Origin of the sequence: Rhizohabitans arisaemae (genome assembly GCF_025996515.1) — a bacterium.
GTDB lineage: Bacteria > Actinomycetota > Actinomycetes > Streptosporangiales > Streptosporangiaceae > Rhizohabitans > Rhizohabitans arisaemae.
On record NZ_BLRH01000034.1, the window covers coordinates 1069124 to 1089161 of the forward strand.

Genomic DNA, 20038 nt, shown 5'->3' on the forward strand with positions numbered 1-20038 from the left:
CACAATGGTGCGCGTGAGCATCGCACGGACACAGGTCAGCGTGGCCCGCCGCCGCGCCGTACTCGACGCGCTGCGGCGCGGCGCCGTACCGGAAAGCGGGCTTGACCTGCTCGCCACCGGCCTCGACCGGTTCGAACCGGCGCTCGACGCCGAACTGGACGCGGTCACCTCCGGCGCGTCGGTGTTCAAAGCCGTCCGGGGGGAGTACGGCTCCGGCAAGACGTTCTTCACCCGGTGGCTGGGCGAACGTGCCAAACGCCGCAACCTCGCCGTCGCCGAGATCCAGATCTCGGAGACCGAGACGCCGCTGCACCGGCTGGAAACCGTGTACCGGCGGCTCACCGAACGGCTCACCACCCCCGGCTTCCCGCCGAGCGCGCTGCGGTCCGTGGTCGACGCGTGGTTCTACGCGCTGGAGGAGGACGCGCTCGCCGCCGGAGCCGACGACGACGACCTGCAGTCCGAGGTGGAGAAACTGCTGATCGCCCGGCTGACCGAGGTCTCCCGGCACGCGCCGTCGTTCGCGACGGCCCTGCGCGGCTACCGGTCCGCGCTCGCCGAGGACAACGAGGCGACCGCGGCGGCCGTACTCGCCTGGCTCGGCGGGCAGCCGCACGTCGCCGCCGCCGCGCGCCGGTTCGCCGGGGTACGGGGAGACCTGGACCACTTCGGGGCGCTCGGCTTCCTGCAGGGGCTGCTCACCGTGCTCCGCGACTCCGGGCACTCGGGGCTGCTGGTGATCCTGGACGAGGTGGAGACCCTGCAGCGCATGCGCTCCGACGCACGGGACAAAGCGCTCAACGCGTTGCGGCAGCTCATCGACGAGGTGCACTCGGGGCGATTCCCCGGCCTGTATCTGGTGATCACCGGGACTCCCGCGTTCTACGACGGCCGACAAGGAGTGCAGCGTCTCGCTCCGCTGGCACAGCGGCTCGCCACCGACTTCACCACCGACCCGCGATTCGACAACCCGCGCGCCGTACAGCTCCGGCTGCCCGGCTTCACCGCTTCGTCGCTGGTGGACCTCGGGACCACCGTACGTGACCTGTACGCCGCCGGGGCCGAATCACCCGACCGGATCAAGGCCCTCGCCGACGACCCGTACATCGCCGACCTGGCCCGGGCCGTCGGCGGTGCACTCGGCGGCAAGATCGGGGTGGCTCCCCGGCTGTTCCTGAAGAAACTCGTCGGCGACGTGCTCGACCGCGTCGACCAGTTCGACGACTTCGACCCCCGGCGGCACTACAGCCTGACCGTGACCGGTGGCGAGCTCACCGACGTCGAACGCAACCTCACCGCCGGTGACGTCGACCTGGACCTGTGATGGCTTCCGGCGAGCTCGACCCGGTCATCCTGCACCACGTGGTGAACAGCCTCGGCTGGCCCGACCTGCGTCCGCTCCAGCGGGCCGCGATCGCCCCCCTGCTCGACGGGCAGGACGCGATCCTGCTCGCCCCCACCGCGGGCGGCAAGACCGAAGCGGCCTGCTTTCCGCTGCTGACCGCCATGGTGCGACGCGACGGGACCGGGACGTCGGTGCTCTACCTGTGTCCGCTCAAGGCGCTGCTCAACAACCTGATCACCCGGATCTCCATGTACGCCGGTTGGCTGGGCCGCTCAGCCGGGCTCTGGCACGGAGACGTCCCCGAGTCGCGGCGGCGGCGGATCCGGGCCGACCCGCCCGACATCCTGCTCACCACCCCCGAGTCGCTGGAGGCGATGCTCATCGGGGTGACCACCGACCATGCCCACCTGCTGGGGCGGGTACGGACGGTGGTCGTGGACGAGGTGCACGCGTTCGCCGGCGACGACCGCGGCTGGCACCTGCTGGCCGTACTGGAACGGCTGGAACGCGTGACCGGCCACCCCATCCAGCGGGTCGGCCTGTCCGCCACCGTGGGAAACCCGGCGCGGCTCCTCACCTGGCTCCAAGGCGCCGGAGCCGGGAAACGCCAGGGCTGTCTCGTCGCACCCGACCTTCCGGTCACCGCGTCTGCCGTCTCCGGGCCCTCGGGTGACGTCGAACTGGACTACGTCGGCTCGCTGGACAACGCGGCCAAGCTGATCGCGGCACTGCACCGGGGCGAGAAACGGCTCGTGTTCTGCGACTCGCGGCGGCAGGTCGAGCAGCTGGGCGCGGCCCTGCGTGCCCGCCAAGTCGACGTCCACCTCTCCCACGCCTCACTCTCCGCCGAGGAGCGCAAACGGTCCGAGGAAGCCTTCGCGGAGGGCCGGGACTGCGTCATCGTCGCCACCTCGACCCTCGAACTCGGGATCGACGTCGGTGACCTGGACCGGGTCATCCAGATCGACTCCCCCGGCACCGTCGCCTCGTTCCTGCAGCGCCTCGGCCGTACCGGGCGGCGGCCCGGCGCCGTACGGAACTGCCTGTTTCTCGCCACCGGGAAGGAGACGCTGCTCCAAGCCGCCGGCCTGCTGCTCCTGTGGGGACGCGGCTGGGTGGAACCCGTCGTCGCGCCGCCCGAACCCCGCCACCTGGTGGGGCAGCAGCTGCTCGCCCTCGCCCTGCAGCGGCACCGGATCGGCGACCGGCTGTGGCCGGAAGAATGGAACGGGCTGGCCCCGTTCGACGGCTCCGCGGCACCCATCCTGCGGCACATGGTCGAGAAGGGGTACCTCGACGAGGACGGCGGGATGCTGTTCATCGGCCCCGAAGCCGAACGGCGATTCGGACGCCGCCACTTCATGGAGCTGACCGCCTCGTTCACCGCCCCGCCCCAGTTCACCGTACTGGCCGGACGCCAGGAGATCGGGCGGACCGACGTCTCGGTACTCACCGAAGACCGTCCCGGGCCCCGGCTGCTGCTGCTCGGCGGCCGGAGCTGGCGGGTCACCTTCATCGACTGGACCCGCAAAAGAGCCTTCGTCGAACCCGCCGACGGCGGAGGCGTCGCCAAGTGGACCGGCAACGGCATCGCCGGATTGTCCTTCACCTTGACCCGGGCAATGCGGGAGATACTTCTCGGAGCCGATCCCCCGGTGTCCCTGACCCATCGGGCTCTGACCAGGATCGCCGAATGGCGGGAGGAGGAAGCGCCGGAGATCGTCCACCCCGGCGGAACCCTCGTCACCCGGAGCGGCGGCGACGTACGGTGGTGGACCTGGGCCGGCTACCGTGCCAACGCCACCCTCGCCGCCACCCTGCCGACGGTCGCCGACCCGGTACAACGCCCGACAGACCTGTGGGTACGGCTGCGCGAAGACCTCACCCCCGAAGCCTGGCGCGAGGCCTACACCGACGCCCGCGACGGCGAGTTTCTAGTGCTGCCGGACGTCGACCACCGCGCCGTACACGGCCTGAAGTTCTCCGCCGTCCTCCCGGAACGCCTCGCCACAGCCACAGTCGCAGCCCGCCTAGCCGACCTCGACGGCGCACGCGCCACCCTGGCCGACCCGTACCGTATGCAGCTTGCGCCTTGAGTGCTCTGACGGCAACACTTTTCGGGTACGGGTGGCATCAGGTCACGGACCACAAACCCAACGGAATCACGTGTCACGGGAAGCCGTGACCCTCCGCTACAACCTCAACTGACAGCCAACCGTGTCTCCACCCAGGTGGCCGATCGAATGGAGGTACGGCTTGATCGTGCTCGCTGGACGGCCGGTCCGGCTGCCAGGGTGCGCGCGGTAGACGGCGCGGGCGGTGCCGAACCCGAGTGCGCGAACGATCGCGAAGCCGTACGACAGGTGGCGTGCCGGGTCAAGCGTCGATCCCCTGGTTTTGGTCGCAAGAGTCGACCGTGGTTGCTCGCCAGGTGTGACCGCGGTCCTGTTCCGGTGAAGTCGTTGTCCGTGAGCCTTGACCGCCCGAACCCGGCACGGCCATGCCCCGAACCTGCCTCTATCGCTTTCGAGGCGATGAGATCCGGGCGCGTAACATCATCCCTCACAGCCCGGGACGGCAGCCCGCGAAGGTCCTTCGGAGGAGCACGGTGCGAAACACGAGCACGGGAACCGGCAAGGTGGTCGTGAACAGGTCGATGTCGCTTGACGGCTTCATCGCCGGTCCCGGCCACGCGATGGACTGGATATTCGACTTCATGGCGCCGGATGAGTTCCCGGACATCGCCGCGGCCACCGGTGCCATGCTCGTCGGTCGGCGGACCTACGAGGTCGGCAAGCGGGGCATCGAGACCATGAGCCGCGGCAAGGTAAGCGGCGGAGACTACGGCGGGGGATGGTTCGGACCCCAGTTCGTCCTCACCCATAGGCCGCCTGACCCGCCGGACCCCTCGGTCACGTTCCTCACCGGCGACATCGGGGAGGCCGTCGCCACGGCGCGCGGCGCCGCCGGCGGCAAGAACCTGGAGATCCTCGGCGCCGACGTGGCCGGCCAGTGCCTGCGGCGGGGGCTCGTCGACGAGATCCTCGTGTACGTTCTGCCGGTGCTGCTCGGCGACGGCGTCCGCTTCTCGTCCCCGGGCCTGCCGAGGACAGACCTGGAACCGATCGACAGCACGCGGTCGGGCGCCGTCACCGTCCTCCGGTTTCGCGTCCGCAAGTAGGCGGTTCGGCTTGGTGAGCGCGCGGATCGGTGAGAAGCCGCCCGGCTGCCGGTGGCTTCGGTGGCGGTGGTGGAGGGGTGCTCCGTTGCCGTCACCGGCAGCGACGACTTCACGGTACGGGTGTGGGACCTGACCACCGGCCGACCCCTCGGCGAACCCCTCACCGGACACACCGACGTGGTGTGGGCAGTGGCGACGGGCGTCGTGGACAGCCGTCCGGTCGCGGTCACCGGCGGCGGCGACGGGACGGTGCGGGTGTGGGATCTGGCCACCGGCCGGCAGGTGGGGTCGGAGGTGGTGTTTCCCGCGCCGGTGGCGGCGGTGGCCGTCGCTGCGGACAGCCGGCTGGTAGTGGGGTTCGGCCCGGAGACGGCGGTGCCACGAGACTACTTGACGCTTGGCGTCCAGTACTTGATGATTGGTGTCAAGTAGTTGGAAGGGGCAGCATGGACACCGGGAATCCCACCTGGAGCGACCTCACCGCGCAGTTGCTCACCCTGGTGGAGAGCAGGCTGATCGACCCGTTGGAGATCCTGCTCGAATCGGAGCTGGAGACCGTACGGTCCCGGATCGCCGAACGCGCCGGGCGGTGGGCCTCCGAGCTCCTCGGGGACGACGACCAGACGGCCGGGTTCACCGCGATCCGCCTGGTCGGCACCCTGTATCCGAGTGACGGCCCCTTCGATCCACCCGCTCGGTGGTGGCAGACCCCGCTGGGCCGTACGGTGGCCCGGCGGGTCGGGCATCCCGCGGCCGAGGCGGTCTCGTACTCGGTGGCCGGAGCGATGCTCGGCGTCACCCGCCAAGGCGTGCACGACCTGGTCGTCCGGGGAAAACTCGCCCGGCACGAGACCGGGGGCGTCACCACGTCCTCGATCCGCGACCGAATCGCCCTCCGCGCCGCCCATCCTGCCGCCGAGCCACGACATCCACCCCGAGAAGAGGGCAAAGCGTGAGCCTGAACAGCAAGGACACTTCCCCGGCCCGGCGGCTGACACTCGCCGAAGGGCTGAGCGTCGACCGCCTCGGGTACGGCGCCATGCAGCTTCCCGGACCCGGCGTGTGGGGACCCCCGGCCGACCGGGAACGCGCCCTCACGGTGCTCCGCCGCGCCGTGGAGCTCGGCGTCGACCACATCGACACCAGCGACTTCTACGGACCGCACGTGGCCAACGAGCTCATCCGTGAAGCACTCCACCCTTACCCGGAAGACCTGCTCATCGCGACAAAGGTCGGAGTCGAGCGCGACGAGTGGCGCGCCTGGAACGCGGCGGCCTCCCCGGACGCGCTGCGCGAGCAGGTCGACGACAACCTGACGAGACTCGGAAAAGCACGCCTGGACCTGGTGTATCTGCGGACAGGCGGTGACGGGCTGCTTTTCCCCGACGAGAGCACCTCCTTCGCCGACTCGTTCCGTACACTCGCCGAACTCCGCGAACGCGGCCTGATCCGGCATCTCGGGGTCAGCGGTGTCACGGTCGAGCAGCTGGCGCAGGCCCGCGACATCGCACCCCTCGTCGCTGTGCAGAACCGCTACCACCTGCTCGACCGCGGCTCGGCGGACGTCCTGCGGTACTGCGAGGAGCACGGCATCGCCTTCGTGCCGTACTTCCCGCTGTCGGCTGGGGCGCTCCGCGCCGACCTGGACCCCTCTCAGGTTCCCCCCGGCTTCGGACCGAGCGAAATCCAGGTGAAGACCCTCGACGCCGTCGCGGCCCGAACCCAGGCCACCCGAGCTCAGGTAGCCCTCGCCTGGCTGCTCGCGCATTCCCCGGTGACCCTCGTCATCGCCGGAACCTCCTCTCCGGTCCACCTGGCCGAGAACCTCGACGCCGGACGGATCGAGCTCTCCGCCGAGGACCTGGCGGAGCTGGACGGACTCGTCTGACGGGTCTTTGACGGGCGGTTCCGGCGTCCGGCCGAAGGCCCGTACAGCCGCTCAACTCTTGACTGCTCGATCTTCCCGCGCGGCGATTGCCGCCATACCGGCCGCAGGCCGTACATCTCCTCGTCCTATGCGGGCGAACTCCGCCGGGCCGACCGCAGGCCGTACAACACCTCATCCCCGTAGCGCCGGCCGTTCCCCACGTCCGGTCTGGCCCGGCCTTGTCAGTACTAGGCCGATCGGCCTACCATCAGGCCATGCAGTCTGACAGTAGGCCGATCGGACGGAAACGCAACCCGATCATCGAGGAGGCCCGCCGGAGACAGATCATCGACGCCGCGATCGAGACGGTCGCGGCCGTCGGATACGCGCAGGCGTCACTGTCCCGGATCGCGGAACACGCCCAGATCAGTAAGAGCGTGATCTCCTACCACTTCGCCGGCAAAGACGACCTTCTTGAGCAGGTCGTCACGCAGATCTACGACGACATGTGGGCGTTCATCCAGGCGCGGCTCGAAACCGAGACCACCGCCGCCGGCATGCTCTCGGCCTACATCCGGTCCAACCTCGGCTACCTGCGATCGCACCGCTCCCGCCTGCTGGCCGTGGTGGACGTCGTCGGCAACCACCGCGCCCCCGACGGCACGCCGCGCTTCGCCACGACCACCGACGAATCGGTCGTCACGCTCCTGTCCGAGATCCTGCGCCAAGGCCGGCACGACGGCGAGTTCCGTCACTTCGATCCCCAGGTGGTCGCCGTGACCGTCGGCCAAGCCCTTATCGGGGCCGCCGGCCAATGGGCGGCCGACCCCACCGTCGACCTGGCCGCCTACGCCACGGAGCTGATCACTCTTTTCGACCTTGCCACCCGGAAGTAGGGGATCTCTCATGGGTTTGACCCATAAAGGCGTCAACTACGACGTCGGCACGAACTACCTTCCCGACGGCGGCCTGTCCCGGAGGGTGTGGCGGCCCGACCTGATGCGCCAGGAGATCCGCGCCATCCGCGAGCACCTGCACGCCAACTCCGTCGGTGTCTACGGCACCGACCTCGACCGGCTCGTGCAGACCGCGACGGTCGCGTTGGAGGAAGGGCTGCACGTGTGGCTGCAACCCCGGCTGTACGACGCCGGCCCGCAGAAGACGCTGGACCATCTCGCACAAACGGCCCAAGCCGCCGGCCTTCTCAGGAACACGTACGGGGCGATCGACCTCAACGTGGGCTGTGAGCTCACGATCTTCTCCGCGGGCATCATCCCCGGCTCCTCCTACCAGGCCAGAACCGCCAAGCTGGCCTCCCCGCCGTACTGGCCGCTGTTCCCCTGGTTCAACAGGAAGCTGAACCGTCTCCTGGGCAGGGCCGCCGCGGTCGCCAGATCCGCCTTCGGCGGCCGCATCACCTACGGCTCGGGACTGTGGGAGCAGGTGGACTGGACACCGTTCGACGTCGTGGGCCTGGACTACTACCGGATGCGGTACAACCGATCCCGATACGTCAAGAACCTGCGGAGGTTCCACCGGCACGGCAAGCCCGTGGTCATCGTCGAGTTCGGCTGCGGCGGCTTCGACGGCGCGGCCGAGAAGGGCCCGTCCGGCCACACGATCATCGACCACAGCGGGCCCGTACCGGTCATCGACGGTGGCTGGGTCAGGAACGAGCGGGTCCAGGCCGACCAGATCGCCGAGCTGATCGGCGTCTACGACGCGGAGAACGTGCACGGCGCGTACGTGTTCGAGTTCATCGAGCCGGAGCACCCGCACTCCGCCGATCCCCGGCACGACCTGGACATGGCCGGCTACGGCATCGTCAAGGTCATCCCGGACGACGGGGACGGAGCGTATCGCTGGGAACCCAAGGCTGCGTTCCACGAGATAGCCCGGCTCTACGGCGGTCAGGCCTGACGGGCATCGTCGCGATCACCATGACCATGTTTCACGTATAGAAGCCCGCCCTTAACGGCGCAGCCCTGCCCTCCCAAGGGTGTAAGGGTCCGCCGAACGACGTACGCGCCCTGGTCGGCCCGATCCGGATCAACACCGGACCATGCGCAGGCCGAGTATCCCTTGCCCCGCGAACAGCGGAACCCGTCCGTGCTCGATCCACGCAGGATCGGGCGCGACAGGCCGTACCCCTGCCTCGGTCGGGAACGGCGAAAACCCTCAGCCAGCCATGCCAACCGCAGGTTGAACAACCCCTCGGCCTACGACAGCGGAACCTTCCCGTGCATCGATCCCCGCGGGACCGGCCGCAGGCCGTACCTCCCTCTGGAAAGCCTCGCCGGAAGTGGAAGCAGCGGATCGGCGGGGAGGCGCGTTCTTCAGGCATGGACGGTGAAACCTTACGACTGGCGGAGCGGGTGTCCCTGACACCCGCTCCGTCGGCACGACACCCCGACGCCGAGCTCGCCGGCTTCTACCAGGAGCATCGGCTGAGCCTGGTCCGGCTGGCGGTCCTCCTCGTCGGCGATCGGGAGACCGGGGAAGACGTGGTACAGGACGTGTTCGCCCGGCTGCACGGCTCCCGGCGTCCCGGGGTCACCACACTCCCCTATGTCCGGACCTGCGTGCTCAACGGCTCCCGATCGGTGCTCCGCCGCCGCGCGGTCGCCCTGCGCCGCGCCGAGCGGTCCACCGACCTCGCCGACTCGGCGGAGACGGCCGCGCTGCTCGGAGAGTCCCGGCGTGAGGTGCTGCTCGCGCTCACCCGGCTGCCTCGACGTCAGCGGGAGACCCTGGTCCTGCGCTACTACCTCGACCTGGGCGACGCCGAGATCGCCGAGGTGATGCGGGTGAGGACGAGCACCGTCAGATCCACGGCCGTCAGAGCCCTGGCCAGACTCCACCGCGAACTGGGAGAAAACCGATGACCACCATGGAGGATCGGCTCCGCGAGGCGATGGGGGCCCGCGCGGATTCCGTACCGGACAGCGATCCCCCGCTACCGGCGCCCAAGCGCCGCCACGCCGTCAGGATGGGCCCGATCGGGACCGCCGCCGTCATACTCACCGTCACCGCGTCGATATTCGGTGCGGTACGGCTCGCAGCCCCCGCCGCGGAACCGCAGCAGCAGGCGACACCCCTCTCCATGTCGCTGCTCGGCGACGAGATCCCTCGGGAAGGAGGAGTCAAGGTCTACCTCTGTAGCTGGACGACCGACATGAACGACTGTGCGAGGAAAGGCGCCACCAAGGCGGAGAAAGAGGCGATCCGGCGGATGCTCGCCCGGTATCCCGGGGTGGAGAAAGTCACCTTCCGAAGTCGTGAGCAGGCCTATAAGGAGTTCCTCCGGGGGAACACCGGGAGCAAGCTCGCACAGGTGGTAAGGCCCCAGGATCTGCCGGAAACCTTCCATGCCCGGCTCAAGGCGGGTGCCGACACCGCCGCCCTGGCCAAGGCCGTAAGCGACCTTCCTGGTGTCTTGTTCAGCTACGACCAGTCCTGTGCGATCAAGATTGCCACCCAGCAAGGAGAAGCGAATCCCCCCAAGCCGTCGTCGGGGCCGTCACGGGGGCTCTGCAGCTACCCCGGAAAGGGCCGCTGACCGGAATCCCCAGTAGCGGCAGAGCGACCATCACCGGGGCCGGTGCCGTGACCGGGAAGGTTCGCCGGGTTGGCGTTTGTGGCGGTCGGATGGGCGGTGACGTCCATCCGACCGCCGGCGATGGACCGGCCCGACCCGTGCGGAGCAGGCCTGGCAGGTGGATGTCGCCCAGCGCTTCTCAGGGGTGTGGCGGTGGTGGGGCACGTAAATCGCTTCGCTTCCCCGTATCTGACGGCCATCATTGTGGGATGGGTGCCCACGGTCGGGAACAGTGCGTCTTCTGTGCCATCGTCGCGGGTGAGGCTGAAGCCAGCGTGGTCTTCTCCGATGATCGCGTGGTTGCCTTCATGGACATCGGCGCGGTGACGCCGGGGCACGTTCTCGTCGTGCCGCGACGGCACGCCGTGGGCCTGGAGGATCTGGATGAGGAGACCGGCACTCACGTCTGGCGGGTAGGTCACCGCATCGGCCGAGCGCTACGACGGTCCGGTCTGCGCTGCGAAGGCGTCAACGTGTTCCTCGCCGACGGCGAGGCCGCCTTCCAAGAGATCTTTCATTTCCACCTGCACGTTTTCCCCCGTTACAAGGACGACGGCTTTCGTATCCATGCCGACTGGGCCACCCGCGACCGCCGCCTACTCGATGAGGAGGCGCTCCGCGTCCAGCGGGGACTTGCGGCACTCGACCTCGCCGGAAGCTCGGAGCCAGACGACCCACGGCCTGGATGGCCTCACACGAGGTGAGCCGACCACAAACCTCGAGAGTCGTTGCCAGCCGCATCCGGTTCACCCCCACAGGCGTGGGGAAGGGGCGGCCGCGTTGTTGAAGAGTTTGACCGTGAACGGTTCACCCCCACGGGCGTGGGGAGGGGCCCGGTCGCGCCGTGCCCCTCACGGATGGGCCGGTTCACCCCCACGGACGTGGGGAGGGACACCCATGAGTCGAAGTCGAGCAGGTCGGCCTCGGTTCACCCCCACGGGTGTGGGGAGGGGTTTATTCGGGCCTCCCACAAAAGAAGCACCCACGGTTCACCCCCACGGGTGTGGGGAGGGGTGGACCTACACCCGCAGCCAGGCACGACGCGCCGGTTCACCCCCACGGGCGTGGGGAGGGGACTGGAAGAGGGCTTCCGCCGAAGCTGACGAGCGGTTCACCCCCACGGGCGTGGGGAGGGGCTGTCGGCGCGGTCCGCCGCGCGCCGTGCCTCCGGTTCACCCCCACGGACGTGGGGAGGGGAGCGCTCAAACGGCGTACCGCAACCTCCACGTCGGTTCACCCCCACGGGCGTGGGGAGGGGCCTGCCCCGGCGTCAGGTCGGCGACCGTGCGGCGGTTCACCCCCACGGGCGTGGGGAGGGGTCCTCACCGTTGATCACGACCTGGTGAACCGGCGGTTCACCCCCACGGGCGTGGGGAGGGGGGGCCGTCCCGCTCCAGGAGGTCCCGCGTCTGCGGTTCACCCCCACGGGCGTGGGGAGGGGGGGAGGGGATTGATAATGAACCTTGCCGTCGCGGTTCACCCCCACGGGCGTGGGGAGGGGCGAGGGGCAGACGTGCGGGCTGTTGTGGAGGTCGGTTCACCCCCACGGGCGTGGGGAGGGGACTTCCCGAGCTGCGGAAATGTCAGTGAGCTGTGAGAACGTCCATGTCGGGGTTTGTCGGCGATCAGGCGGAATCGAGCCAGCCCACTTCGACTACGGCTCACCGGCAATCCGGCGGATTGCAAAGCGACGCTGAAGCAGCCATCTCCATGGACAGCACCATAGCCCCGCCTGTACACACGGCCGTACTCAACACGGTTGCCCAAGCCGCCGGATCGGCGGCGGCTCGCGATGGGTTCGGTTCCGCGCCGGGCGAACGGCCCGGAAACTGTCGGTGGTGGATGCGACACTGTCCGTATGGAATCGGAGTCGGGATCGGAGACGGTGACCGTGCGACTGAGCACGGCCCTGCCCGAGCAGCTGCTGGAGGCGGCGTCGCAGCTACTCGACGCCTTCACCCGCCGTCCTGTCCCCGGTTCCGGCCTGGCCTGCATGGAGCAGGCGGCTCTGCTGGGGGACCTCGCCGACGCCGTTGAGAGGGCGCTGGCCCCTCTGGTGGGACGCGTCGACCTGACCGGGCAGGCCAAAATCCATGGCTTCTCCGGGACACGGGCCTGGCTGGCCACCGGGCTGGGAACCCGCAACGCGGTGGCATCCGACCGGCTGGCGCTGGCCCGGACCCTGCACCGTCTCCCCGACGTCGCCGAACGGTTCGCGGAGCATCGGCTTCCGGCCGGGCACGCGGCGGCGATCTGCCACGCAGTCAAGCGCCTGGATGACACCCGCACCCCGAAGGCGGAACGCATCCTGCTGGGGCTGGCCGAGTCCGGGGGCACAGTGGAGCAGGTCCGCAGAGCCGGGGAGCGCATCGTCGAGGCAGTCCGGGGTGACGGCCCCGACGGCGACACCCGCAAAGGGTACGACGCCTCCTGGCTGGAGGTGACCGACTCCCTGGACGGCGGGGCGTGGGTGAAGGGCTGGTTCGACCCCGAGCTCAAGCAAGTTCTTCAGTCCAAGCTTGACCCGCTGACCTCCCGTACGGCCTCCGCCGGCGCGGGCACCCGGGACAAGCGCAACGCAGCCGCCCTGCGGACGTTGCTGACCCGGGACGGGCGGGGCCAGGAAGCCGTGGTGGTGATCACGCTGCGCGACACCCAAGTGCGCGACACCGAAGAAGGAGACTCGCCTGGGGCCTGCATGCCTTTGGGTGGCAGACCGGCGTCATGGGGCTCGCTACCCTCACCGGCAACCTCGGCATCGCCCGTCGGCTCACCGCTACGCGCTGTGCCGTCCGCACCCGGTGGAACCCCTGTCCCACGGGGTACGGCTGCCGCCGATTCCGCCGGTGAAGTCGACAACGGCGGGTCCGTGTCACACCCGGGCGGCGTGACGCGGCTCCCCCGCAGGGCAGACCCCACGAGCATTTCCGCCCACGGCGCCGCAGAGAGTACGGACGAGGCCGGACCCCCGCCAACATACGTGTTCAGCACCGATCGACCACCGCGATCCCGCACCGGCGTGGACACCGGGACCAGTGGTCCTGTCCGGGAACCCGGGTTCACCGCCGGCTCTGATTCCGGAGTTTCGCCCGATTCCGGGGCCGTACTCGGCATCGGCGCGGTCAACAAGCCGGAGAATGCCGGCCGCTGGCAGATCGCCGATGCCCGTCTGGCCGACGGCACGCCGGTCAGTGCCGCCCAGGCCAAGCGGATCGCGTTGAACCACGGAGTGTCGCTGCTCCTGCTGTCGGGGGAGGGAAAGCCGCTCTACCTGGGGAACAAGATACGGTTCGCCTCCGATGCCCAACGCAAGGTCCTGGCCGTGCGCTACAGCTCCTGCGCGGTGGACGAGTGCGACATCCCCGCCCGGGCTTGCGAGGTGGACCACGTCGAGGGGTGGGAGTTCGGCGGTCCAACCGATATCGGAAACCTGGCCGTGGTCTGCGGGTTTCACAACCGGCACAAGGCCGACCATCCCGGCGCCTACGAAATCGTTCGGCATCGGGACGGGACGATGGTCTACCGGATCATCCGGCCGCCCTGGATGCGAAAACACGCCGCCTGAGTCAGTTAGGCCGACCGGCTGAAACCCGGATCCGGTTGGATCCCGGCCGGTGAGGTCGGCCGACCACGAGCCGCCGAGGATCCCGGTCCGACCGGCTCCGGCCCGTGGCCACCGCCGCCGCGACGCAGGCACACCCCGCAGATGAGTTTCTCCTGCTCGGAAGGCAGGGCCCAGCCGCTGGGGCAGGCGAGAAGATCAAGGAGGGGATGCCGCGGGTGCTACGTGTTCCAGCTCGTTCACCCATCTCAAGGCCTCGTCGACGGATGCGCGGGTCAGCCCGATCTCCGGAGGAATCGTGATCAATAACGTTGGCTCGTGACGGTTTCCGGCCCAGTCCAGGGCTTCCGGGGTATGGGCATCGTCAATCCATACGAGGGATCGCTTAGCCGAGAATGTCGCGATAACCGGCACTTTCTCCCGTGGATGGCACGCTTGAGGCATGGCCAGCACCGGCAAGGGGGGCATCTCCAGAAGGGGCGCCAGAAAACGGTTCGCCTCATCGTTCCAGCTGGTGGCCCACATCACGTCGAACAGCCGACCGAGTTCGATGATCCATGGCCCGTGTGCCGGAGAGATGCGTATCGGATCCTCATCGGGGAAGATCGCGTGCTCGCCGAACCCCGGCGGGCATCGGACGGCGGCAAAGGGATTGAGAACGCCGTCCACGTCGAGAAGGAGCAGGGGGCGTGTCATTGATTCAGTATCGAGCCCCCGCCGGCCTAGCGGAAGCAACGCGCCGACGGAACACAACCGCTCGCGTGATCAGGACGTGCCGGAATCCACGGGAGTCCTGCTCTGAACGGGCGCCCGATCCCCCAGTCCCGGCCAAGACCGCGAGCGCTAAGCCTGTGGGCGCTAAGCGTGGGCGCCAAGCCTGTAAGCGCCGCGATCCCGCCAGTGCCCGATGTCTCCGTCGGCGAACCCTGCCGGGACGCAGGTTCCCAAGGCCTCGGGAAAGGCCGGGTGCCGACCCCGGTGAAGACCGGACGGGCAGCACCCTCCCTTCTCGCCTTGGGACAACCCGGCGGAGCGCAGCTCCGGTCAACCGGATGAACGGACCTCGGCGCGATCGGCCGGGCCGGACGACCGGAACGGCTCCGAACGGCCTGTACGGTGCACGGCCCGGGCGGTGGCGACGCCGATCAGGCATATGACCGCGAAGCCGAGGAGCATGAAGCGGGCCGAGTCGAGCATCGACGTACCGCCCAGGTTGATCAGGACGCCGGCGACGGCCGTACCGAACGCGGTCGACATCGTCGTCACGGTGGCGATGCCCGCTGCCGCCTGCCTTCCCTCTTCCGGGTCCGGGGCCGCCGACATGGCCGCCACGGACAGGTGCGGGTAGGCGATCCCGATGCCCGAACCGGCGGCGAACAGGACCGGCACCCACACGGCCACCAGCCAGATCGGGGGGTTCTCCCGCTGGATCAGCCCCAGAACAAGGAACCCGAACGCGAGCAGGATCGGACCCGCGGTGATCATTCTGCGCACCGCAGGTGCACAGACCGCCGATGAGCCGACGATCTGGCTCGCCGACCACCCGAGCGAAACGGCGGCGGCGAGGAAGCTGGCCGCCAGTGGCGGCAGCCCGCCCAGCCGCTGGCCGAACAGCGGCAGGAACGACTCGGCCGCGACGCCCAAGGACAGCAGGCCGATCGTCAGGTACACCCATTTCAGCGGCGAACCCGCCCGGTACGTCGCGGCCGGGAAGACCCGGAGCCCACTGCGGCGTTCATGGACCACGAACCCGGCAAGCAGCAGGAGCGCGACCGCGACCGCCGCCGCCTTCCCCGCCGTGCCGGGCAGGACGCCCGCCGCGCTGACGGCCACGGCGGCGACCGTGATCAGGACGAGGGACACGCCGGAAATCGGTACCCGGGCCGTGTTCCGCTCGCTCCGGGGCATCACCCGGAACACCGCCGCGCCGCACACGGCGCCGACCACCGCCATCAGGACGAACGCCGGACGCCACGATCCGGCCTGGGCGAACAGACCTCCGAGCGCCGGGCCGACGAAGTTCCCGACCCCGTACATCGCGGAGATCAGCGCGGTTCCGCGTGCCCACAGTCGCTGCGGCAGGGCCGACCTGACGACGGCGAAACCGAGCCCGGACAGGAGTCCGGCACCGAGCCCCTGGACGCCCCGTCCCGTCAGGAGCATCGGCATGGCCGGGCTTGCCGCGCAGGCCAGCGAGCCCACGGTGAAGAGGGTGAAGCCGAGAAGGTAGGCCCCGATGTTCCCCCATCGGGCGAGGAACCGGCCGGTGAGCATCGTCGCGACGACCATGGCCACGAGGTAGACCGTCATGTTCCACGCGTAGAAGTCCGCGCCGCCGAGCTCGGACACCATGGCCGGCAGCAAGCTCGCCGCCAGATAGATGTTGACCGCGCCGACGAGTACGCCGACGGCGAGGACGGTCGCGGCGCCGAGGTGCCGTGGGCCCAGCAGTTCGCGCAGGCTCACCGGTTCGCCTGGGCCGGGTCCCGTGGGGCCGACGGTACGGCGTCCGCGTTCGGCCGTCTGGACCGCGCCGCCTGGCTCGTCGGCCGAACGACCGGTTCGCAGCCCGTCGGCCAGACGACCGGTTCGCGGCTCGTGGGCCGGGGTGACAGGTTCCGCGCCGGGCGTCCTGTCGTCGTTGGGATTCATGATTTCAAGCTTGTCGTTGAAGCGATCCCGGAGACTTCCGCCCGGCCGAAGGCTCGGACTCAGCACCGATGAGGCACCGATGAGCGGTCAACCCTCAACCGCCGGTCGAAGCCTCCGGGCCGACCGCGGTGAAGATCCGATCTAGGTGGAGGTCGACGGCCTGGGTGACGGTCTCCTCGGTGTGAAAGCCGATCAGGGTCGGGTTGACCAGCCCTTGGGTGAGGGCGAACAGCAGCACCGCCTCCTGTTCCGGGTCGAGGCCGGGGTGCGCCTCCCCCGCCGCTTGGGCGAGGCGTATCTGCTGGGCGAAGAAGACCATGTGGTACGGGTAGCCCTCCCGCAGCGTCGCGGCGAACACCGGGTCGACGCCGGACCGGGCGAGGAAGGCGAAGGCGATCCGAGCCTCACTGCGCCGCTCGTCGTCGAGGGGGAGCATCTCGATGATCGCGCTGCGGACGAGAGCTCGCGGTGACCGGGGATCCAGGCAGGCCGCGACCCGGCGATAGATCCGCCGGTGCACGTAGATCAACGCGTGGGTCATCATCTGATCCTTGGTCGCGAAGTAGTGCTGGACCCGCCCCATGGAGACTCCCGCCTCGGCCGCCACGCTGCGCAGGCTGACGCCTTCCAGGCCCTGACGGTCGACGACCCTGAGCAGGGCTTCGGCGATCTCGGCGCATCGAGCTTCGTGATCCACTCTCTTCGGCATACCTGTCCCATGTTTTGCAATGCGATCGCATTGTCAAATGCGGTCCGGACGTTTTACGATACGGATGCATTGTAAAGATTGGAGGCAGGACACCCGTGCCGGTCGAGAGAGCACGCAACAACGAAGTTGAGATCGCCTACGAGACGTTCGGCGCACCGGACGGCGAACCGCTACTGTTGATCATGGGCACCGCCTTGCAGATGGTGATGTGGCCCGACGACCTGTGCCACGCGCTCACGGCCCGCGGATTCACGGTCGCGCGCTTCGACAACCGGGACAGCGGCCTCTCCACCCACTTCACCGAGGCCGGAAGACCGAACCTGGGAAAGGACTGGTTCCGGGCCGGAAAAGTCGCCGCCTACACGCTGCGGGACATGGCCGACGACGCCGTGGCGGTGATGGACGCGCTCGGCTGGCCCAGTGCGCACCTGTTCGGGGCCTCCCTGGGCGGCGTCATCGCCCAGCTGACCGCCCTCGAACATCCGGCCCGCGTACGCAGCCTCACCCTCACCTCGAGTCATGCGGGCTGGAAACGCGGGCGGGTGAGCATGCGCACCGTACTTCGGCTGCTGATCAGCCAGGGCCTCACGCGCTACACCGCCGACCGCGCCGGGGCAGCTCAGCGGATCGTGGACGCGATGCGCATCCTCGGCTCACCCGGATACCCGCTCGACGAGGCCTGGTATCGCCAGGCGGCCGGAATCTCCTACGATCGCGATCCGCACCTCAAAGGCGGGGAGATGCGGCAGTCCGCCGCGGCCGGGGCAACCGGCGACCTGCTCCCCCGCCTCGGCGGGATCAAGGTGCCCACGCTCGTCGTCCACGGGGAGGACGACCCGATGGTCCGTCCGCGAGCCGCGAAGGAGATCGCCGACGCCGTCCCCGGCGCCCGCCTGGTGCTCTATCCCGGGATGGGCCACGACCTGCCCCGTGCGCTCTGGCCCGACATCGTCGACGAGATCTGCGCCATGACCGCCGACATCCGAACCGGGTGAGCGCCTCGGGCCGCCCGGCGACACGGCGCTCGGCCGCAGGCCGTACCGGCCCCTGCCTGCCAACCCCTTGTGCACGGGCGGCACCCACCTCGATGGCCGACGGCGGGAGTCTCCCCGGACAATGGGCGCCATCTCCCACCTCCTTCGTCCCAGGAAAGGACGCGAGTCCTCTCGGGCCGGGCAAGGGCAAAGGCGATGGCGCGCCATCACTTCGGGCCGCGCCGAGATCACCCGACAAGGTGACCGTTGGCGGTCGGCTTAGGCCATCCCCTGGTCCTGGGACTGATGCCGGCGTGCCCTGCGTGCTTTGCGGGCCCGGCGCTGCGAGGCGGTGGGGCGGTCTAGCCACCATTCGGCTGCCAGGATGTTCACGATCATGGCGACCCAGACGCCCATCCCGGTGAACGTCTGCACCGTGGGGTCGAGGGGCCCCGCCTCTTCGGTGAGCTGATCGGCGAAGAACGCCACGGCGAAGACGATCGACCAGATTCGTGTGGCGACGATGGCGAACGTCAGGGCGAAACTGCGGATCATCCAGCGTCGGTGCTCACCGTGGCGGCGCTGGATCGCCATGCGGATGCCGACGACGGTGACGATGAGCCAGACGACCCCGAGCGTGACGTTCGCGACGCGGACGACGGGACCGAAGGGGCTCACCGCGCCGACGATGATTCCGAGCACCCCTGCCGGGAGTACGCCCGCGAACACATACAGGCGGCCCATGACGCGGTGTGCCTTGGGGAAGCGGTTGCGGAAGGCGGGCCAGATCTGGAAGCAGCAGGTCGTCATCGCGATCGATCCGAAGACGACGTGGCCGGTCAGCAGCCAGAAGTGCGCACCGAACCCGTCAGGTGCGGGGACGTTGGTGTTCGCCGGATTGAACGTCAGGTACCGGGGCACGGTCAGTGCCATGAAGGCGAGTGCGACGAACATCAGTGGCCCGACCCACGGCCGGCGCCACAGGGGTGGTCGCGGCGTGCCGGACGGAGCCGCCGGCGGAGGCGGTGTGGCTTGGGTAGGCGGGTGGAAAGTGCTGCTCATGAAGGGTTCCGTTCCACTGACAAGAAACTCTGTATGGCATACGTAAACACTGTATACCATACAGAGTTTTAGGATGGGGCAAGTCCTTTTCAGAGGGGAGCTTGATGTCCCGCGACACCGGTGGCATGATCCGCACCGTCGACCTCTTGTGGGGAACGGATTCGCCACGCGGGTCTCGCGGCCCGAGGCCGGGCCTGAGCGTTGAGAAGATCACCAGCGCCGCCCTGGCCATCGCCGACACCGAAGGCATCGGCGTGCTGTCCATGCAGCGGATCGCCAAAACCCTCGGCTACAGCACGATGTCGATCTACAACTACGTGCCGAGCAAAGATCAGCTGATCGAGCTCATGCTCGACGCCGCCACGCCTCCGCCCCCGCCTGCCAGAGACGGCGCGAGCTGGCGTGAGGAGCTGGAAGACTGGGTCCGGGCCACCTGGCAGCTCTATCAGGCGCATCCCTGGGTTCTCAAGGTCCCCACCTTGAGCCCCCCGGTGGGACCCAACCAGCTGGCCTGGTTCGAGGCCGCGTTGCATGCCCTGAGCCGCAGCGGGTTGAGGGGCAACGAGGTCTTGTCACTCGGGCTGCACGTCATCGGCTCCTTGCGCGGACAGGCGGCGATGGCCGCCGACCTCACCGCCTCGGCATCGGAACGGACGGCCGGCGAGTTCGAACAGATCGTCAGCCGCGTCGTCACCGAGGACCGCTTCCCCGTCCTGCACACCGTCATCCGCCGCAACGGCATCAGCGAGATCGGCATAGCGCAGGACGTGCTGGTAGACCTTGAGTTCGGCTTGCGGCTCCTCCTCGACGGTGTGGAAGAGCATGTGAAACGACACCTCGGCTGACCGCCCCGGCAGCCGATTGAGAGGCCTGCCGCTACCCGGATGTCACGTCTGCGTGCGGCCCGGGGAACCCACCGAGGTGTCACCGCCACGGAGCGGGCGCCGCGATCGGTGGATGGCGGGTACGGCCGCAGGCTGCCGCGGGCGGCTCGGGTGACCCCCATTCTTGGCAGCGCCCCTTCGCCACCCGACCTTGGGCCGACCACCCGACGGGGCCGACCAAACCACGCGGCCCCAAGGTGACGC

At 69.1% G+C, this 20038-nt stretch carries 18 protein-coding genes and 1 CRISPR repeat array; of the genes, 14 read left to right on the top strand and 4 right to left on the bottom strand.

The features are described 5' to 3' along the window. The first annotated feature begins 4 nt into the window (after positions 1-4). From brxD to RUR_RS20535, 12 genes are all read left to right on the top strand, one after another. A complete protein-coding gene (gene brxD / locus RUR_RS20480) occupies positions 5-1324 on the top strand; it encodes a BREX system ATP-binding protein BrxD (protein WP_428847009.1) in 1320 nt (439 codons plus the stop codon). Next, positions 1324-3441: a DEAD/DEAH box helicase gene (locus tag RUR_RS20485; RefSeq protein ID WP_283136709.1), complete on the top strand. Its 2118-nt coding sequence runs from the start codon at positions 1324-1326 to the stop codon at positions 3439-3441. The genes brxD and RUR_RS20485 overlap by 1 nt, the downstream gene beginning before the upstream one ends. Positions 3442-3953: 512 nt before the next feature. Then, on the top strand, positions 3954-4526 hold the full coding sequence (locus RUR_RS20490) for a dihydrofolate reductase family protein (protein ID WP_283136710.1): 573 nt from the start codon (positions 3954-3956) through the stop codon (positions 4524-4526). A 60-nt stretch (positions 4527-4586) separates the two neighbouring features. Then, positions 4587-4958, top strand: coding sequence for a WD40 repeat domain-containing protein (locus RUR_RS20495; protein ID WP_283136711.1), 372 nt, complete (start codon positions 4587-4589; stop codon positions 4956-4958). 14 nt (positions 4959-4972) lie between these two features. Then, positions 4973-5482, top strand: a complete 510-nt coding sequence (locus tag RUR_RS20500; RefSeq protein WP_283136712.1) for a hypothetical protein — start codon at positions 4973-4975, stop codon at positions 5480-5482. Continuing rightward, positions 5479-6414: an oxidoreductase gene (locus RUR_RS20505; RefSeq protein WP_283136713.1), complete on the top strand. Its 936-nt coding sequence runs from the start codon at positions 5479-5481 to the stop codon at positions 6412-6414. The genes RUR_RS20500 and RUR_RS20505 overlap by 4 nt, the downstream gene beginning before the upstream one ends. 254 nt (positions 6415-6668) lie before the next feature. Further along, entirely contained in the window at positions 6669-7289 is a 621-nt protein-coding gene (locus tag RUR_RS20510) for a TetR/AcrR family transcriptional regulator (RefSeq protein ID WP_283136714.1), read from the top strand. A gap of 10 nt (positions 7290-7299) precedes the next feature. Further along, entirely contained in the window at positions 7300-8313 is a 1014-nt protein-coding gene (locus tag RUR_RS20515) for a glycoside hydrolase family 113 protein (RefSeq protein ID WP_283136715.1), read from the top strand. A 422-nt stretch (positions 8314-8735) separates the two neighbouring features. Next, on the top strand, positions 8736-9278 hold the full coding sequence (locus tag RUR_RS20520; protein ID WP_283136716.1) for a sigma-70 family RNA polymerase sigma factor: 543 nt from the start codon (positions 8736-8738) through the stop codon (positions 9276-9278). Positions 9279-9283: 5 nt separating this feature from the next. Beyond that, positions 9284-9952: a permease-like cell division protein FtsX gene (locus RUR_RS20525; protein ID WP_283136717.1), complete on the top strand. Its 669-nt coding sequence runs from the start codon at positions 9284-9286 to the stop codon at positions 9950-9952. Positions 9953-10200: 248 nt separating this feature from the next. After that, on the top strand, positions 10201-10695 hold the full coding sequence (locus RUR_RS20530; RefSeq protein ID WP_283136718.1) for an HIT family protein: 495 nt from the start codon (positions 10201-10203) through the stop codon (positions 10693-10695). A 38-nt stretch (positions 10696-10733) separates the two neighbouring features. After that, a CRISPR array of direct repeats spans positions 10734-11553; the repeat unit is 29 nt; unit sequence CGGTTCACCCCCACGGGCGTGGGGAGGGG. 296 nt (positions 11554-11849) lie between these two features. Further along, positions 11850-13556 (top strand): HNH endonuclease signature motif containing protein, encoded by a 1707-nt coding sequence (locus RUR_RS20535; RefSeq protein WP_283136719.1) that lies wholly within the window; start codon positions 11850-11852, stop codon positions 13554-13556. A gap of 195 nt (positions 13557-13751) precedes the next feature. Here RUR_RS20535 and RUR_RS20540 read toward each other — a convergent pair whose 3' ends face one another. The 3 genes from RUR_RS20540 to RUR_RS20550 all read right to left on the bottom strand — a co-directional run bounded on the left by RUR_RS20540 (position 13752) and on the right by RUR_RS20550 (position 16902). Next, a complete protein-coding gene (locus RUR_RS20540; protein ID WP_283136720.1) occupies positions 13752-14249 on the bottom strand; it encodes a hypothetical protein in 498 nt (165 codons plus the stop codon). A 348-nt stretch (positions 14250-14597) separates the two neighbouring features. Then, complete coding sequence (locus RUR_RS20545) at positions 14598-16205, bottom strand: MFS transporter (RefSeq protein WP_283136721.1); 1608 nt, start codon at positions 16203-16205, stop codon at positions 14598-14600. Positions 16206-16299: 94 nt separating this feature from the next. Next, positions 16300-16902, bottom strand: coding sequence for a TetR/AcrR family transcriptional regulator (locus RUR_RS20550; RefSeq protein WP_283136722.1), 603 nt, complete (start codon positions 16900-16902; stop codon positions 16300-16302). A gap of 107 nt (positions 16903-17009) precedes the next feature. Here RUR_RS20550 and RUR_RS20555 point away from each other — a divergent pair, with 107 nt between their 5' ends. Continuing rightward, the gene (locus RUR_RS20555) at positions 17010-17909 is read left to right on the top strand and encodes an alpha/beta fold hydrolase (protein WP_283136723.1); all 900 of its coding nucleotides are present in this window, start codon (positions 17010-17012) and stop codon (positions 17907-17909) included. A 258-nt stretch (positions 17910-18167) separates the two neighbouring features. Here RUR_RS20555 and RUR_RS20560 read toward each other — a convergent pair whose 3' ends face one another. After that, the gene (locus tag RUR_RS20560) at positions 18168-18950 is read right to left on the bottom strand and encodes a DUF2306 domain-containing protein (protein WP_283136724.1); all 783 of its coding nucleotides are present in this window, start codon (positions 18948-18950) and stop codon (positions 18168-18170) included. A 104-nt stretch (positions 18951-19054) separates the two neighbouring features. Here RUR_RS20560 and RUR_RS20565 point away from each other — a divergent pair, with 104 nt between their 5' ends. After that, positions 19055-19795 carry a TetR/AcrR family transcriptional regulator gene (locus tag RUR_RS20565; protein ID WP_283136725.1) on the top strand — a complete coding sequence of 247 codons (741 nt, stop codon included), beginning with the start codon at positions 19055-19057 and terminating at the stop codon, positions 19793-19795. Positions 19796-20038 lie beyond the last annotated feature (243 nt).

Excerpts from the sequence above, each read along its gene's own strand:
- RUR_RS20525 (WP_283136717.1), top strand. The coding sequence starts at position 9,284 with ATGGAGGATCGGCTCCGCGAGGCGATGGGGGCCCGCGCGGATTCCGTA.
- RUR_RS20515 (WP_283136715.1), top strand. The coding sequence starts at position 7,300 with ATGGGTTTGACCCATAAAGGCGTCAACTACGACGTCGGCACGAACTAC.
- RUR_RS20485 (WP_283136709.1), top strand. The coding sequence starts at position 1,324 with ATGGCTTCCGGCGAGCTCGACCCGGTCATCCTGCACCACGTGGTGAAC.
- RUR_RS20545 (WP_283136721.1), bottom strand. The coding sequence starts at position 16,205 with ATGAATCCCAACGACGACAGGACGCCCGGCGCGGAACCTGTCACCCCG.
- brxD (WP_428847009.1), top strand. The coding sequence starts at position 5 with ATGGTGCGCGTGAGCATCGCACGGACACAGGTCAGCGTGGCCCGCCGC.
- RUR_RS20500 (WP_283136712.1), top strand. The coding sequence starts at position 4,973 with ATGGACACCGGGAATCCCACCTGGAGCGACCTCACCGCGCAGTTGCTC.
- RUR_RS20535 (WP_283136719.1), top strand. The coding sequence starts at position 11,850 with ATGGAATCGGAGTCGGGATCGGAGACGGTGACCGTGCGACTGAGCACG.
- RUR_RS20540 (WP_283136720.1), bottom strand. The coding sequence starts at position 14,249 with ATGACACGCCCCCTGCTCCTTCTCGACGTGGACGGCGTTCTCAATCCC.
- RUR_RS20565 (WP_283136725.1), top strand. The coding sequence starts at position 19,055 with ATGTCCCGCGACACCGGTGGCATGATCCGCACCGTCGACCTCTTGTGG.
- RUR_RS20530 (WP_283136718.1), top strand. The coding sequence starts at position 10,201 with ATGGGTGCCCACGGTCGGGAACAGTGCGTCTTCTGTGCCATCGTCGCG.
- RUR_RS20560 (WP_283136724.1), bottom strand. The coding sequence starts at position 18,950 with ATGAGCAGCACTTTCCACCCGCCTACCCAAGCCACACCGCCTCCGCCG.
- RUR_RS20510 (WP_283136714.1), top strand. The coding sequence starts at position 6,669 with ATGCAGTCTGACAGTAGGCCGATCGGACGGAAACGCAACCCGATCATC.
- RUR_RS20520 (WP_283136716.1), top strand. The coding sequence starts at position 8,736 with ATGGACGGTGAAACCTTACGACTGGCGGAGCGGGTGTCCCTGACACCC.